The 14,345-nt window shown below is 59.4% G+C and carries 18 protein-coding genes; 8 read left to right on the top strand and 10 right to left on the bottom strand.

Going from position 1 to position 14,345, the window contains the following annotated elements:
• Positions 1–57 precede the first annotated feature (57 nt).
• Positions 58–357, bottom strand: coding sequence for a YciI family protein (locus ACI77H_RS06350; RefSeq protein WP_407010994.1), 300 nt, complete (start codon positions 355–357; stop codon positions 58–60).
• Between the two features lies 1 nt (position 358).
• The gene (locus tag ACI77H_RS06345) at positions 359–955 is read right to left on the bottom strand and encodes a septation protein A (protein WP_407010993.1); all 597 of its coding nucleotides are present in this window, start codon (positions 953–955) and stop codon (positions 359–361) included.
• 87 nt (positions 956–1,042) lie between these two features.
• On the opposite strand from ACI77H_RS06345, the gene ACI77H_RS06340 reads away from it, so the two are divergent.
• The 6 genes from ACI77H_RS06340 to rluB all read left to right on the top strand — a co-directional run bounded on the left by ACI77H_RS06340 (position 1,043) and on the right by rluB (position 6,128).
• Complete coding sequence (locus ACI77H_RS06340) at positions 1,043–1,906, top strand: PHP domain-containing protein (RefSeq protein WP_407010992.1); 864 nt, start codon at positions 1,043–1,045, stop codon at positions 1,904–1,906.
• 13 nt (positions 1,907–1,919) lie between these two features.
• Positions 1,920–2,549, top strand: a complete 630-nt coding sequence (locus tag ACI77H_RS06335) for an L-threonylcarbamoyladenylate synthase (RefSeq protein ID WP_150630275.1) — start codon at positions 1,920–1,922, stop codon at positions 2,547–2,549.
• Complete coding sequence (locus ACI77H_RS06330) at positions 2,550–3,371, top strand: segregation and condensation protein A (RefSeq protein ID WP_407010991.1); 822 nt, start codon at positions 2,550–2,552, stop codon at positions 3,369–3,371.
• 11 nt (positions 3,372–3,382) lie between these two features.
• Positions 3,383–4,357, top strand: coding sequence for an SMC-Scp complex subunit ScpB (gene scpB, locus ACI77H_RS06325; protein ID WP_407010990.1), 975 nt, complete (start codon positions 3,383–3,385; stop codon positions 4,355–4,357).
• 164 nt (positions 4,358–4,521) lie between these two features.
• Positions 4,522–4,689 (top strand): DUF1289 domain-containing protein, encoded by a 168-nt coding sequence (locus ACI77H_RS06320; RefSeq protein ID WP_407011047.1) that lies wholly within the window; start codon positions 4,522–4,524, stop codon positions 4,687–4,689.
• Between the two features lie 155 nt (positions 4,690–4,844).
• Entirely contained in the window at positions 4,845–6,128 is a 1,284-nt protein-coding gene (gene rluB, locus ACI77H_RS06315; protein ID WP_407010989.1) for a 23S rRNA pseudouridine(2605) synthase RluB, read from the top strand.
• A 13-nt stretch (positions 6,129–6,141) separates the two neighbouring features.
• On the opposite strand, the gene ACI77H_RS06310 is transcribed toward rluB, so the two are convergent.
• Positions 6,142–6,522, bottom strand: a complete 381-nt coding sequence (locus ACI77H_RS06310; protein ID WP_407010988.1) for a hypothetical protein — start codon at positions 6,520–6,522, stop codon at positions 6,142–6,144.
• 455 nt (positions 6,523–6,977) lie between these two features.
• Here ACI77H_RS06310 and ACI77H_RS06305 point away from each other — a divergent pair, with 455 nt between their 5' ends.
• The gene (locus ACI77H_RS06305; RefSeq protein WP_407010987.1) at positions 6,978–8,390 is read left to right on the top strand and encodes an amino acid permease; all 1,413 of its coding nucleotides are present in this window, start codon (positions 6,978–6,980) and stop codon (positions 8,388–8,390) included.
• Positions 8,391–8,451: 61 nt separating this feature from the next.
• Here ACI77H_RS06305 and ACI77H_RS06300 read toward each other — a convergent pair whose 3' ends face one another.
• On the bottom strand, positions 8,452–9,294 hold the full coding sequence (locus tag ACI77H_RS06300; protein WP_407010986.1) for an alpha/beta fold hydrolase: 843 nt from the start codon (positions 9,292–9,294) through the stop codon (positions 8,452–8,454).
• Between the two features lie 162 nt (positions 9,295–9,456).
• On the opposite strand from ACI77H_RS06300, the gene arfB reads away from it, so the two are divergent.
• The gene (arfB, locus tag ACI77H_RS06295) at positions 9,457–9,870 is read left to right on the top strand and encodes an alternative ribosome rescue aminoacyl-tRNA hydrolase ArfB (protein WP_123364512.1); all 414 of its coding nucleotides are present in this window, start codon (positions 9,457–9,459) and stop codon (positions 9,868–9,870) included.
• Here arfB and ACI77H_RS06290 read toward each other — a convergent pair.
• From ACI77H_RS06290 to phhA, 6 genes are all read right to left on the bottom strand, one after another.
• On the bottom strand, positions 9,867–11,066 hold the full coding sequence (locus tag ACI77H_RS06290) for an MFS transporter (protein WP_407010985.1): 1,200 nt from the start codon (positions 11,064–11,066) through the stop codon (positions 9,867–9,869). The two genes, arfB and ACI77H_RS06290, sit on opposite strands and share 4 nt — an antisense overlap.
• Before the next feature lie 104 nt (positions 11,067–11,170).
• Complete coding sequence (locus tag ACI77H_RS06285) at positions 11,171–11,353, bottom strand: hypothetical protein (protein WP_008030471.1); 183 nt, start codon at positions 11,351–11,353, stop codon at positions 11,171–11,173.
• A gap of 76 nt (positions 11,354–11,429) precedes the next feature.
• Positions 11,430–11,561, bottom strand: coding sequence for a hypothetical protein (locus ACI77H_RS06280; protein WP_008030474.1), 132 nt, complete (start codon positions 11,559–11,561; stop codon positions 11,430–11,432).
• 232 nt (positions 11,562–11,793) lie between these two features.
• Positions 11,794–12,987 carry an amino acid aminotransferase gene (locus ACI77H_RS06275; protein ID WP_407010984.1) on the bottom strand — a complete coding sequence of 398 codons (1,194 nt, stop codon included), beginning with the start codon at positions 12,985–12,987 and terminating at the stop codon, positions 11,794–11,796.
• Positions 12,987–13,343, bottom strand: a complete 357-nt coding sequence (locus ACI77H_RS06270; RefSeq protein WP_008030478.1) for a 4a-hydroxytetrahydrobiopterin dehydratase — start codon at positions 13,341–13,343, stop codon at positions 12,987–12,989. Before ACI77H_RS06270 ends, ACI77H_RS06275 begins: the two co-directional genes overlap by 1 nt.
• A 104-nt stretch (positions 13,344–13,447) precedes the next feature.
• Positions 13,448–14,236 (bottom strand): phenylalanine 4-monooxygenase, encoded by a 789-nt coding sequence (gene phhA, locus ACI77H_RS06265; RefSeq protein WP_407010983.1) that lies wholly within the window; start codon positions 14,234–14,236, stop codon positions 13,448–13,450.
• Positions 14,237–14,345: the final 109 nt, after the last annotated feature.

Raw genomic sequence — 14,345 nt, 5'->3', positions numbered from 1 at the left:
GAATAATGAGCGATTGAGCGCGCGATGAACCAATAAGGTTCATCGCGCGGGAGGCATTTACGGGAGGACTTGCTTGAACGGCTTGACCGAAACGTTGGCGTAGACACCTGCGACGATGTACGGATCGGCGTCGGCCCAGGCCTGGGCGGCACTCAGGGAGTCGAATTCGGCGACGATCAGGCTGCCGGTGAAACCCGCTGCGCCCGGATCATTGCTGTCGACCGCCGGGTGTGGGCCGGCCAATACGATACGACCTTCGCCCTTGAGCACTTGCAGGCGCTCAAGGTGTGCAGGCCGTGCGGCCAGGCGGGCTTCCAGGGAGTTGGCGACGTCTGTGGCAATGATTGCGTAAAGCATGTCAGTCCTCGGTTTTTGGCGTGGTGGTATCGGCGTCGTGCAGGTGGCGGGACAGGTAAATACCCTGAGCGACCAGGAACAACAGGGTCATGCCCAGGCTGCCGAAGACTTTGAAGTCGACCCAGTAATCCTGAAACGTGAAAGCGACGAACAGGTTGGCGGCACCGCAAAACAGGAAGAATGCGATCCAGGCGATGTTCAGGCGAGTCCAGACAGCGTCCGGCAGGGTCAGTGCGTGGCCCATGATGCGCTTGATCAGCAGTTGATCGCCGATGAAGTGGCTACCGATGAACGCCAGGGCAAACAGCCAATTGACCACCGGGGCTTTCCATTTCAGGAAGGTCTCGCTGTGGAACGCCAACGTCAGGCTGCCGAAGACCAGGCAGGCGATGAGCGTCAGCCACTGGCTTTTTTCCAGCTTGCGCTGCTTGATGAACAGCGTGCCGTACACCACCAGCGAGCTGATGATCAGCATCGCGGTGGCGCTGTAAATACCGCCTACAGTCACGGGATGACCGACGATGTCGACGACCCGTGGATCGATTTTGAATACGATGAAAAACAGCAGGAGCGGGATGAAATCGATGAATTGTTTCACAGTGGCAGCCAGAAGCAGGATGTGGCGGCATAATAACAAACATATGGGCGCGCGATAGCGCCAGCTGATTTGAGGTTACACATCCCTGTGAATGTTGATTTGCACTGCCATAGCACGGCCTCCGATGGCGCCCTGGCGCCTGCGGTTCTGGTTGCGCGTGCATTCGAAAAAGGCGTGCGAGTGCTGTCCTTGACCGATCACGACACCCTTGAAGGCCTCGACGAGGCCCGTAGTGCGGCCACGGCTCTGGGGATGCAATTGGTCAACGGCGTCGAGTTATCCTGCACTTGGGGCGGTGCGACCATTCATGTGCTGGGCTACGGATTTGATGTCAATGCTGCACCGTTGGTCGAAGCCATCGCCAAATTGCACGATGGCCGCTGGCTACGGTCCGAAGAAATAAGCCGCAAACTGGCGTTGAAGGGCATGCCGGGCGCACTTGAAGGTGCTCGGGCGATTCAGCAGGAACTGGGCGACAGCGGCAACGCGCCGGCTCGTCCGCACTTCGCCGACTGGATGGTGCGCGAAGGTTTCGTCAAGGATCGCGCCGAAGCGTTCCGCAAATGGCTGGGCGCCGGCAAGCTGGGGGACGTCAAGCAACACTGGCCGACCCTGGAAGAAACCGTCGAAACCCTGCGCGCAGCCAAGGCCTGGGTGAGCCTGGCGCATCCCTGGCACTACGATTTCACGCGCAGCAAGCGCCGCCGCCTGATTTCTGACTATATTCAAGCTGGGGGCCACGCTATCGAAGTGGTCAATGGCCATCAGCCCGCCGAACAAGTGGGCAGCCTGGCGATTCTCGCCCGCGAGTTCGGTCTGCTGGTCAGCGCCGGCAGTGATTTTCATGGCCCTGGAGGCTGGTCCGAGATCGGTGAATACCGCCCGCTCCCGGAGGATCTGCCACCACTGTGGTGTCGATTCAAACATGACCCAATTATTGCCGCCGTCTGAACAGGTAGAGAATGTGAGTCAATTTTTCCAGATTCATCCGGAAAACCCGCAAGCGCGCCTGATCAAACAGGCAGTCGAGATCATCCGCAACGGCGGGGTGGTGATTTATCCCACAGACTCGTCCTACGCCATTGGTTGCCAGATTGGCGACAAGAATGCCGTGGAGCGCGTGCGCCGGTTGCGTCAACTGGATGAGAAACACAACTTCGCGCTGATTTGCAGCGATCTGTCACAACTCGGGCTGTTCGCCAAGATCGATACCGGCACTTTCCGTGTGCTCAAGGCGCATCTGCCGGGGCCTTACACCTTCATTCTCAACGCCACCCGTGAAGTCCCGCGGCTGTTGTTGCACCCGAAAAAACGCACCATCGGCCTGCGTGTACCCAGCCATCCGATTGCCCTGGCGCTGCTGGAGGAACTCGGCGAGCCGCTGATGAGCGTGACGCTGATCATGCCCGGCGATACCGATCCGCTCACCGATCCGTACGAAATGCGCCAATTGCTCGAGCATCAGGTTGACCTGATCATCGACGGCGGTTTCGGCGGCATCAAGGCGTCCACCGTGATCAGCCTCGCCGACGGCGAGCCTGAAGTGATCCGTGTCGGTTGCGGCGACCCGACGCCGTTCATGGCCGAGGCGTAGATGTCTGCAGTAGAACCCGTTGTCGACAGTCAAGCCGGTGCCCAGCAAGAACTGCCTTTCGCCATGGTCTATGGCCAGGCCGTGCTGGAAATGCCGCTGGATCTTTACATTCCGCCGGATGCGCTCGAGGTCTTTCTCGAAGCCTTTGAAGGCCCCCTCGACCTGCTGCTGTACCTGATCCGCAAACAGAACATCAACATCCTCGACATCCCGGTGGCGGAAATCACCCGCCAGTACATGGGCTACGTCGAGTTGATGCAGTCGGTGCGCCTGGAGCTGGCCGCCGAGTACCTGGTGATGGCCGCGATGCTGGCCGAGATCAAATCGCGGATGCTGTTGCCCCGCGCCGAAACCATCGAAGACGAAGAAGACGACCCGCGTGCCGAACTGATCCGTCGCTTGCAGGAATACGAGCGCTTCAAGGCTGCTGCCGAAGGCATCGATGGCCTGAGCCGCGTCGGTCGTGACGTGGTGGTGCCCAAGCTGGATGCCCCGGAGGCCCGGGCGCGCAAGCTGTTGCCCGACGTCAGTCTGGACGAATTGCTGATGTCCATGGCCGAGGTGTTGCGCCGTGGCGACATGTTCGAAAGTCACCAGGTCAGTCGCGAGGCGCTGTCAACGCGCGAACGCATGAGCGACGTGTTGGAGCGGCTCAAGGGCGGCGGTTTCGTGCCGTTTATCGAGCTGTTCACTGCCGAAGAAGGGCGCTTGGGTGTCGTGGTGACCTTTATGGCGATCCTCGAACTGGTCAAGGAATCTTTGGTCGAGCTGGTGCAGAATGAGCCGTTCGCGGCCATCCACGTGCGAGCCCGAGCCGAATAACGAGTTGAATCATGAACCTGACTGAACCCCGCGAGCTGGCGCCACTGCTTGAAGCCTTTCTGTTGGCCTCGGGAAAACCGCAATCGCTTGAACGCCTGTTCGAACTCTTTGAAGAGGGCGAGCGGCCAGAGCCACCGGTTTTCAAGAGAGCCCTGACGATTCTGGCCAAGTCCTGCGATGGCCGGGCGTTTGAGCTGAAGGAAGTCGCCTCCGGCTATCGCCTGCAGATCCGCGAAAAATTCTCGCCATGGGTCGGGCGTTTGTGGGAAGAGCGGCCTCAACGTTATTCCCGCGCCATGCTCGAAACCATGGCGCTGATCGCCTATCGCCAGCCGATCACCCGGGGCGAGATCGAAGACGTGCGGGGCGTGGCGGTCAACAGTCACATCGTCAAGACGTTGCTGGAGCGGGAGTGGATTCGCGTCGTCGGTTATCGCGATGTGCCCGGTAAGCCAGCGATGTTTGCCACGACCAAGGCGTTTCTCGATCACTTCAACCTGAAAAACCTCGACGATCTGCCGCCGCTGGCTGAACTGCGCGAGCTGGAGCCTGACCCGGTGCTCGACTTCGACGACGCGCCAGTGCCGGCCGGGTTGCAGGAACTGGCGGATGCCAGCGCCGAGCCGGAAGAGCCGAAGGAAGAAACCAGTTTCCATACGTTGTTGCTGGAGCTGGACACCATGGAGGAGGGGCTCAAGACCGACTTTGATGACATCCTGCGCGATGGCGAGGTGACCGGCACCGAGGAGGTTTTGGAGTTGCCGGAGCCTGAGATCGAAGCTGAACTTCCGGTTGAGCCCGAAGCCACTGTCGAAGAAGAGCAGGAAGATGACGTGCTTGGCGTCGCCGAGGCGCGCGAAAAACTCCTGGCCGCCGTCGCTGCGCTCGAACAGCCGAAACCCGAGCCCGAGTTGTCTGACGAAGAAGCCGAAGCCCGGGCCCTCGCCGAAGCCATCGAAGCCGAACGCCGCGAATTCGAAGATTGATTGCCAGCCCCGTGGACACCGAAATTCCCCGTAGGAGCCGGCTTGCCGGCGATAGCGGTGTTCCAGGCACCAAACATTTCGACTGACGCACCGCTATCGCCGGCAAGCTCCTACAAGGGGTGTGTGTGGTCGAGGATTTGATGAGCTGAACCAAAGCCCCCTGCATCAGCGTCTGCAAATTCACCGATGACATCTGCCTCGATTGCGGCCGCAGCAAGCGCGAAATCAAGGCCTGGAAGAAACTCGACAAGACCGACAAACGCACCGTCCTCACCGAAGCGGCGTTGCGCTTGATCAAACTCGGCGCCACCGGTCGGCGGAAATCCAGGTAACTCGCCATTCATCAGCTAGTCTCTGATGCGCAAACGCTCCCATGAGCGTATGATTCACGGCCCTCGAGCGATCCCTTCGCCCGAGTACAAGCTTTCAACGCTTCAGGACCCTCACTTCAGAGCAGCCTGAACAGACCACACCGGGAGGTGCCCAGATGAGTATCAACGACCAGAAAGACGACCAGGAAATCGGCCCAGCAGGCGAAAAACTGCAGAAAGTCCTCGCCCGTATCGGCGTCGGCTCGCGCCGTGACGTAGAAGCCTGGATCAGCCACGGCCGCATCAAGGTCAATGGCAAAGACGCCACCCTCGGGCAGCGCGTCGACATGCACGACGCCATCACCATTGATGGCAAGGTGATCAAGCGCGAAGAAGCCGCCGAGTCGGTACGCCGCGTGATCATGTACAACAAGCCTGACGGCGAAATCTGCACCCGCCTTGACCCGGAAGGCCGTCCAACCGTTTTCGACAAGATGCCGAAACCAAAAGAAGGTCGCTGGATCAACATCGGTCGTCTGGACATCAACACCACCGGTCTGCTGATGTTCACCACTGACGGTGAATTGGCTAACCGCCTGATGCACCCTTCCTACGAGATGGACCGTGAGTACGCGGTACGTGTGCGTGGCGAAGTCGATGACGAGATGATCGAGCGCTTGAAAGCAGGCGTCGTCCTCGAAGACGGCCCGGCCAAGTTCACCGACATCAAGCAAGCACCCGGTGGCGAAGGCTTCAACCACTGGTACCACTGCGTGGTGATGGAAGGGCGTAACCGTGAGGTTCGTCGTCTGTGGGAATCCCAGGGCCTGGTGGTCAGCCGTCTGAAACGCGTGCGTTTCGGTCCGGTGTTCCTGAACTCCGACCTGCCGATGGGTCGCTGGCGCGAAATGAGCCAGTACGAAGTCGACATTCTGAGTGCGGAAGTCGGCCTGACGCCGGTGGCCATGCCGCAGATGAACGCCAAGAGCAAAGACAAGCTCGACCGCATGCAGCGTAAATCGTCGCGTCCGATGGGCAAGACCGAACGCGTGCGTTCGTTGCGTCCAGCAATCGGTAACCAGACCGCTGCGACGCCGCGTGACTCCCGTGAACCGCAAATCGAAGGCGAGCGTCCAGCCCGCAAACCAGCAGCGCCACGTGCTGATGGCGAGCGCGGTCCACGCACACCGCGTCCAGCCAACGGTCGCACTGAACGTGGCGAAGGCCGCGGTGCGCCAAGCGGTGGTCGCAGCGATCGTGGTGCTCCTGCTGGTCGTGGAGAGTCGGGTCGCGGTACGCCAGTGGCCGATCGTCCTTCGGACACCAAGCGTCCGGCAAAGCCAGCGCCAAAACGTCCGGGCATCAAGCTGGTCGAGGGAGACAAGCCATCGGGCAAGCGTCGCGGCGCGCCAGCCGGTTCGGGCCAGCGTCCGGGCTTCGGTCGGCGCAAGCCTGAGTAATCGGTAAGCGCTACTAAAAAACGCCAACCTTCGGGGTTGGCGTTTTTTTTTGCGCTGGTTTTGGCTGGGTGTTGTTCTTGAGGGCCTCTTCGCGGGCAAGCCCCACATTTTGATCGCGTTTCAGTGCGACAACCCGGTCAACCGTGGGAGCGGGCTTGCCCGCGAAGGCGACAGTGAGGGCACTGCCAAAGTCCGGATGGAAAACAGATGTTACGCCGCGTAAAGAAAACCTGACGATTTGTCCGGCTTGCCCTCGAGAAACCCACCTTGGGCGATAACTGTAAGAAATATCTTCCGCTCTATGAGCCTTTAGAACTTTTTCAGCGCTCTGGCCCGCTTGTTTCACCGCCCCATGCAGGGTGAGATGCGCCCCATGCCTGTCGTGCAGGTGCATAACAAAAAGGAGGCGCAATGTACGCCGTGACTCATTTCCACTTCTCCCCGCGGGGCGGCTTTCCTATCGCTCACGCCGACGACCCGCAAAGGTCTGACTCCCTTTTTGCAGCCGCCCGAGCGCTTCGAGGTGGACACGTGCAACCCCGGCAACCGACACGCTGATCCAGCGGTGTCTGGCAGCAGGGGGTTAGCGGTGTACAATGCGCCGCGTTTTACCTGTGACCTCCTGCGCATCTGCGCAAACTTCAAGGCTATCCGCCTTGTTCACTCCGCCGCGTCACGAGCGTGTCGGGTTCGATTTCGTCACAGATAAAAACAAACAGGTGACGCATGACCGTTGTAAATACGCTGAACTCCTGGTGCCTGCGCTGGGGTTTGATCGGCGCTGCTTAACGTCGCAACCGAGCAGCAACGTCTATTGAACATCATCAAACCTTGCGTGAGACCCTTTTCATGAGTGGACAAAACTCGCATTCAGGCGAGCTGAAACGCGGCCTGAAGAATCGTCATATTCAACTGATCGCCCTCGGTGGCGCGATCGGTACCGGCCTGTTCCTGGGCTCGGCCGGTGTGCTGAAATCCGCTGGCCCGTCGATGATCCTCGGCTACGCCATCTGCGGTTTCATCGCCTTCATGATCATGCGCCAACTCGGCGAAATGATCGTCGAAGAGCCTGTGGCCGGTTCCTTCAGCCACTTCGCGCACAAGTACTGGGGTGGTTTCGCCGGTTTCCTGTCGGGCTGGAACTGCTGGATTCTGTACATTCTGGTGGGCATGTCGGAGCTGACCGCCGTCGGCAAATACATCCACTACTGGGCGCCGGACATCCCGACCTGGGTCTCGGCAGCCGGGTTCTTCGTGCTGATCAATTTGATCAACCTGGCCAACGTCAAAGTCTTCGGCGAAGCCGAGTTCTGGTTCGCGATCATCAAGGTCGTGGCGATCGTCGGCATGATTGCCCTGGGCAGCTATTTGCTGGTCAGTGGCAACGGTGGCCCGCAAGCATCGGTCAGTAACCTGTGGTCCCACGGCGGTTTCTTCCCGAATGGCGTCAGCGGTCTGGTGATGGCCATGGCGATCATCATGTTTTCCTTCGGTGGCCTGGAAATGCTCGGTTTCACTGCAGCCGAAGCCGACAAACCTAAAACCGTGATCCCGAAAGCCATCAACCAGGTGATCTACCGGATTCTGATTTTCTACATCGGCGCGCTGGTCATCCTGCTGTCGCTGACGCCGTGGGACAGCCTGCTGGCGACCCTGAACGCCTCTGGCGATTCGTACAGCGGCAGCCCGTTCGTGCAAGTGTTCTCGATGCTCGGCAGCAACACCGCCGCGCACATCCTAAACTTCGTGGTTCTGACTGCGGCGTTGTCGGTATACAACAGCGGCACCTACTGCAACAGCCGCATGCTGCTGGGCATGGCCGAGCAGGGCGATGCACCGAAAGCCCTGGCGAAAATCGACAAGCGTGGCGTGCCGGTGCGCTCGATCCTCGCCTCGGCGGCGGTGACATTGATTGCGGTGTTGTTGAACTACCTGATCCCGCAAAACGCGCTGGAACTGCTGATGTCGCTGGTGGTGGCCACGTTGGTGATCAACTGGGCGATGATCAGCTATTCGCACTTCAAGTTCCGCCAGCACATGAACAAGACCCTGCAGACGCCGCTGTTCAAGGCCCTGTGGTATCCGTACGGCAACTACATCTGCCTGGCCTTCGTGGTGTTCATTCTCGGCGTGATGCTGCTGATTCCGGGCATCCAAGTGTCGGTGTACGCGATTCCGGTGTGGGTCGCGTTCATGTGGATTTGCTACGGCATCAAGAACAAACGCAGTGCTCAACATGCGTTGCAGGTGGCTGTGAAATAACGCAACGCGCAGAAACAACAAACCCGGCCATGTGCCGGGTTTGTCGTTTTTGCATCAGCGTTTACGGGTGGTCCAGAAAGCTCTGCACCGAAGCGTTGAAGAACTCCGGGTCCTGGATAAAGGCGAAATGGCTGGCATTGGGCAGGATCAGCAGGCCCGCACCGGGAATGGCCGAGGCCATGTATTCGGTGTGTTCGCGTTTGATGGCTTCGTCATGGTCGCCATCGACGATCAATACCGGGCTTTTTATCTTCGCCAGATCTTCCGTGGTCCAGTTCGGTTGGCTCGCCCACATATGGCTGATTTGCTCGACGAACGCGTCGTACTCTTTGGGGGTGGGCGACAGCTTCGCGTACTCCTTGCCGGCTCGTTCTATGTAGGCGGCGAACGTTGGGTTCTTCTCGACACCTTCCTTGACGCCCGACGTCTGGGTATTGGCAGCGAAGGCGAAAACCTTGCCAACGCGTTGCGGATAACGCATCGCCAGATCAAGCCCGAGAATGGCGCCGTCACTCCAGCCCACGAAGTCGGCCCGCGCGATCTTCAGTTTATCGAGCACTGCGATGACGTCATCCGCCATCAGGTCATAACCAAAAGGTCGCGCATCTCGCGAGCTGCGGCCATGGCCTCGACTGTCGAGGGTGATGACGGTGTGTTTTGCCGAGAGGGCCTTGACCTGATGGCCCCAATAATCGGAATTGGCCAGACCGCCGTGGAGCAGTACGACAGGCGATCCATGACCGGTTATCGAGTAGTAAAGCTTAATACCGTTGACGTCGGCATGCCCCGTTTTTGCGCTGGTGATCGGTGCGGGGGTAGCAGGCAGTGTTTCCCAGCGTTGCTCGGCATGAACAGCACTGAATGACATCAGCAAACACAAAGCGGCAAACAAGCGACGAGGCATAGGTATCTCCGATTGAAAAACCAGACCGGCGTGATCTGAATTCTTTAGCGTAGAACCAAGTTGCCAGAAGGTCTGACTTTCGGTCATCCATGAAAAAGTACGCCTATGGAATCAAACACAGGGATAATGGCCGCTGCCTGACTGAGCCTCTGTGAAATACCTATGCTGGTGATATCCAACAACGTGCACCTACCGGATGCCGAGATCGAATTGACCGCCATTCGTGCCCAGGGCGCCGGTGGGCAGAACGTCAACAAGGTCTCCAGTGCCGTGCACCTGCGCTTCGACATTCCGGCCTCGTCCTTGCCCGAATTCTACAAGGAGCGGCTGCTGGCGTTGCGGGACAGCCGCATTACCAGCGAAGGGGTGTTGATCATCAAGGCCCAGCAATACCGCACGCAGGAGGCCAATCGCGCCGATGCGCTGGAGCGGCTGACCGAGTTGATCCTCAGCGCGACCAAGGTCGAAAAGAAACGCCGTCCGACCAAACCGACCCTCGGCTCGAAGAAGCGCCGGCTCGAATCCAAGACCAAGCGCGGCAGCATCAAGGCTGGACGCGGCAAGATCGACTTCTAGCGGGCGTCGCGCTCTTCTCGATACTTAGGCGCTTGTCGGTACAGATAAACGCTGAGCATCAACCCGCTTAACGCGGCGATGGCGGCGAACAGGAAGATCGAGGCAAATCCAAATCCGGCAGCAATCGCGCCCGCCAACGGCCCGGTAATCCCCAGCGACAAATCGATGAACAGCGAGTAAGCGCCGACCGCTGCGCCACGGCTCGACGCTGGTACCAGATTGACTGCTTCCACGCCCAGCGCCGGGAACACCAGCGAAAAACCGAAACCGCTCAGCGCCGCACCGGCCAGTGCCCAATGAGCATCCGGCGCCAGCCACAGCAGCAACAGCCCCAAGGTTTCCACCGACAGGCAGGCTATGGCCACGCGAAAACCACCGAGACGGTTGATCAGGTTGCCGAACAGCAGTCGCGCGCCGATGAAGCTCGCACCAAACAGGCTCAGGCACAACACCGCGTTGTCCCAGTGTTGCGTGGCGTAATACAGGGTGATGAAGGTGGCGATGGTGCCGAAGCCGATCGAACCCAGCGCCAGGCCACAACCGTGCGGCAGCACTCGACCCAGCACGTGCATGAACGGCAATCGCTCCCCGACCACAATCGGTGCGGCGGTCTTCGGCCACGCCAGCGCCAGACCCAGCACGGCCAGCAAGACGATGCTCACGCCCATGCTCCACAGGCCCAACTGACTGACCAGCAGCACGCCGAGCGGTGCACCAACGGCCAGTGCGCCATAACTGGCGATGCCGTTCCACGAGATCACTTTGGCGGTGTTCGCCGCGCCGACCCGGCCGATGCCCCAGCCAATCGAGCCAGAGCCCACCAGGCTTTCCGCGCTGCCGAGCACCAGGCGGCCGATCAACAGGCTGATCAGGCTCAGCATCGGCAGGCTTTGGGTCCAGGCCGAAAGCAGCATGAATACGCCGCTCAGGCCGCAACCGGCGAGGCCATACATCACCGCCAGTTTGCTGCCCTTGTTATCAATGATTTTTCCGGCGTAGGGACGGCTGAGCAGGGTGGCCAGGTATTGCACGCTGATCACCAGACCCGCGACCACGGCGCCGAAACCCAGGTCGCTGTGGACGTAGCCGGGCAACACGGCCAGGGGAATGCCGATATTGAGGTAGCCAATAAAAGTGAACAGGACGATGGAAACAACTTGCAGCGTGACCGCCAGGGGGCGCTGGTTTTCAGACATGGGTAAAGGTCCACGGGAAAGCAGGATAGATAGGCTGCTTATGATAGCGGCGTGAGCGGTGGCGGGGCGTGGAAAAGTAAAACTATTTGCCAGGTGGAGGCGGATCAGGGTTTGGCGGGGGCGACCAGTTGCGTCGTGACCAGGGCGGCCAGGGCATTTTCTTCGCTGCCGAAACGGGCGAGCAATGCCGCTTGTTTCTCGGGGGACAGGCGATTCCAGATCTCGATCATCTTCTCGGCGGTGCCAATCAGGACGCTGGCCTGGGTCTCGCTAAAATCATCGGTCATGGTGCGGGGCTCACAGTTCAGGCGGTGTGGAAAGCGCATGTTAGCGCTTTCCACACGGTCTGGCATTGCGGGTGTTTCAGTCTTCGCTGTCGGCCTGGCGGCGTTCAGTGGCTTCTTTCGGCTCGGGCTGTTGGGCGCCGGCTTGTTGCGTGGGTGTCTGCTCAGTTTCGTGCAGGCTTGGGAAGGGGAGATTAGGGATCTCGTGCATGTTTCGCGCTCCTCGCAAAGTCTGTTGATAGATCTGGTAGATCCGCGCTTTTACAAAGCTTGGGCAGGATACAGCAGGAGAAATGACAAATAGACTTTTATATCTATTTGTTTCGACGGGTGGGCTTGTCTAGACAGGTGTGTGTAGGAGTGAGCTTGCTCGCGATGGTGTGTCAGACACTTGGGTGTCGACTGAAACTCTATCGCGAGCAAGCTCGCTCCTGCAGGGCGGGTTATTTGCAGACTTCGGCGATTGCCTCGGCCAGCAAATCAAGACGCGTCGCATCAATTCCCGCGACGTTCGCACGGCCGGTACCGACCATGTAAACGCTGTGATGATCACGCAATTGTTTAACCTGGTCAGGCGTCAACCCGGTGTAGGAAAACATCCCGCGTTGCACACCAATGTGCGCAAAGCGTTCGCGCAAACCATGAGGCTCCAGCGCCTCGACCAGACCGCTGCGCAGTTGGGCAATACGCAAGCGCATGGCTTCCACTTCGTTGGCCCAAAGGCTTTTCAGCTCCGGGTCGCCGAGGATCGTCGCCACCACGGCCGCGCCATGATCCGGCGGCGTCGACCACAAGTTGCGGGCGATATTGGCCAGTTGGCTGCGGATATCGACCAGTTTGTCAGCGGTCTTCGCGCAGACAATCAACGCCCCCGTGCGGTCGCGGTACAGGCCGAAGTTTTTCGAGCAGGAACTGGTGATCAGCACTTCCGGCAATTCAGCCGCGAACAACCGGGTCGACCACGCATCCTGCTCCAGCCCGTCGCCGAAACCCTGATACGCGAAGTCGATCAGCGGCACCAGATCGCGACTGCGCACGACCTCCAGCACCCGGCGCCAGTCGTCGTGGGACAGATCGAAACCGGTGGGGTTGTGGCAGCAGGCGTGCAGTAAAACCACATCGCCCTTCGGCGCTTCGTTGAGCGCTGCCAGCATCGCTTCAACATCAAGGCGGTTATCGCTGCCGACATAAGGGTAGTGGTTAACCTTGACCCCAGCCGTGGCGAAAATGGTTTCGTGAATCGGCCAGGTCGGGTTGCTCAGCCACACGCCGCAGCCCGGCAGGCACTGGGCGATGAAGTCCGCGCTCAAGCGCAGCGCACCGGTGCCGCCTGGCGTCTGGGTGACGCCGGCCCGTTGTTCGGCGATCAGCGCCGAGTCGGCGCCGAGCACCAACTCATTGATGACTTTGCCGAACGCCGGTTCGCCGTGACCACCGATGTAGGTCTTGGTGGTCTGGCGATCCACCAGGCGCTGCTCGGCGAGCTTCACGGCCTGGGGAATCGGCGTCAGGCCAAAGGCATCTTTATAAACGCCTACGCCAAGGTCGAATTTGCGCGGGTTGGGGTCCTGCGCATAGGCCTCCATCAGGCCGAGAATCGGGTCGCCGGGTACTCGACCTATGGCGTCGAAATGCATTATTTGCGGCCCTCGGCGTCCTTGGCCACTTCGTCAGTGCGCGCGGCCATGATGAAATCGTTGCGGTGCAGGCCTTTGATGGAGTGGCTCCACCAGGTCACGGTGACTTTGCCCCACTCGGTCAACAGGCCTGGGTGATGACCTTCGGCCTCGGAGATTTCCCCGACGGCGTTGGTGAACGCCAGCGCGTGTTTGAAGTTCTTGAACAGGAAAACCTTTTCCAGCTGCATGACGCTGTCGCGGACTTCGATGTTCCAGTCCGGGATCTGCTTGATCAGCACCGGCAGTTCTTCGTCGCTGACCTGAGGGGCATCGGCGCGGCAGGCTTCGCAATGGGCTTGGTTCAATGTGGACATGATCTGTTCCTGAATTCGAATGATTGGAAATCGGCCGTCAGTGCAACCACGCTAAACCAAAGCGTCGATTCCTGACAGGCTCACTTGATTCTAAAAGCTGCGGATCACGCGGCTTTTTTGGGCGGAAATTTAGGCGCGTGCAAACCCAGCTGCATGCCTTGCTTGACCATGCCCATGATGTCTTCGTGGGCGAGGTCGAACAGGCGCTTGAGGTTTGGCAGGACGAAATACAACGGTTGCAGGATGTCGATACGGTAAGGCGTGCGCATGCATTCCAGCGGATCGAACGTCTGATGCTCAGGTTCGTCCGACAGGCAGTAAACGGTCTCTTTCGGCGAGGAGAGAATGCCACCACCGTAAATGCGCTGGCCTTCTGGTGTATCGACCAGACCGAACTCGATGGTCATCCAGTACAGGCGCGCAAGGTACACGCGTTCTTCCTTGGAGGCCTGCAGGCCGAGTTTGCCGTAGGTGTGGGTGAATTCGGCAAACCAAGGGTTGGTCAGCAGCGGACAGTGGCCAAAGATCTCGTGGAAAATATCCGGCTCTTGCAGGTAATCCAGCTCTTCGCGGGTACGAATAAACGTCGCCACCGGAAACTGCTTGTTTGCCAGTAATTCAAAGAACGTCTGGAAAGGAATCAGCGCGGGGACTCGGGCAACCTGCCAACCGGTGGTTTCGCCGAGCACCTTGTTGATTTCGCCGAGTTGCGGAATGCGGTCGTGGGGCAGACCGAGTTTTTCGATACCGTCCAGGTATTCCTGGCACGCACGCCCTTCGATCACTTTCAGTTGGCGAGTGATCAGCGTGTTCCACACCGCGTGTTCTTCGGCGGGGTAGTCGATAAAACCTTGCGCATCGGGCTCGCGAGCCACGTACTGCGTCTGCTTCATGCTGCTCTCCTGCTAGGGGATTTCGTTCTTGTTATGTCCTGCTATGGACCTAGAAATACCTCAGGCAATGCGCAGTTGCAGTAAACGAAAGCCGCAGTGCGTAGGAAAA

Source organism: Pseudomonas sp. O230 (assembly GCF_045447035.1).
In the GTDB taxonomy this organism is placed as follows: Bacteria; Pseudomonadota; Gammaproteobacteria; order Pseudomonadales; family Pseudomonadaceae; genus Aquipseudomonas.
This window is presented reverse-complemented; position numbering and strand designations above follow the sequence as displayed.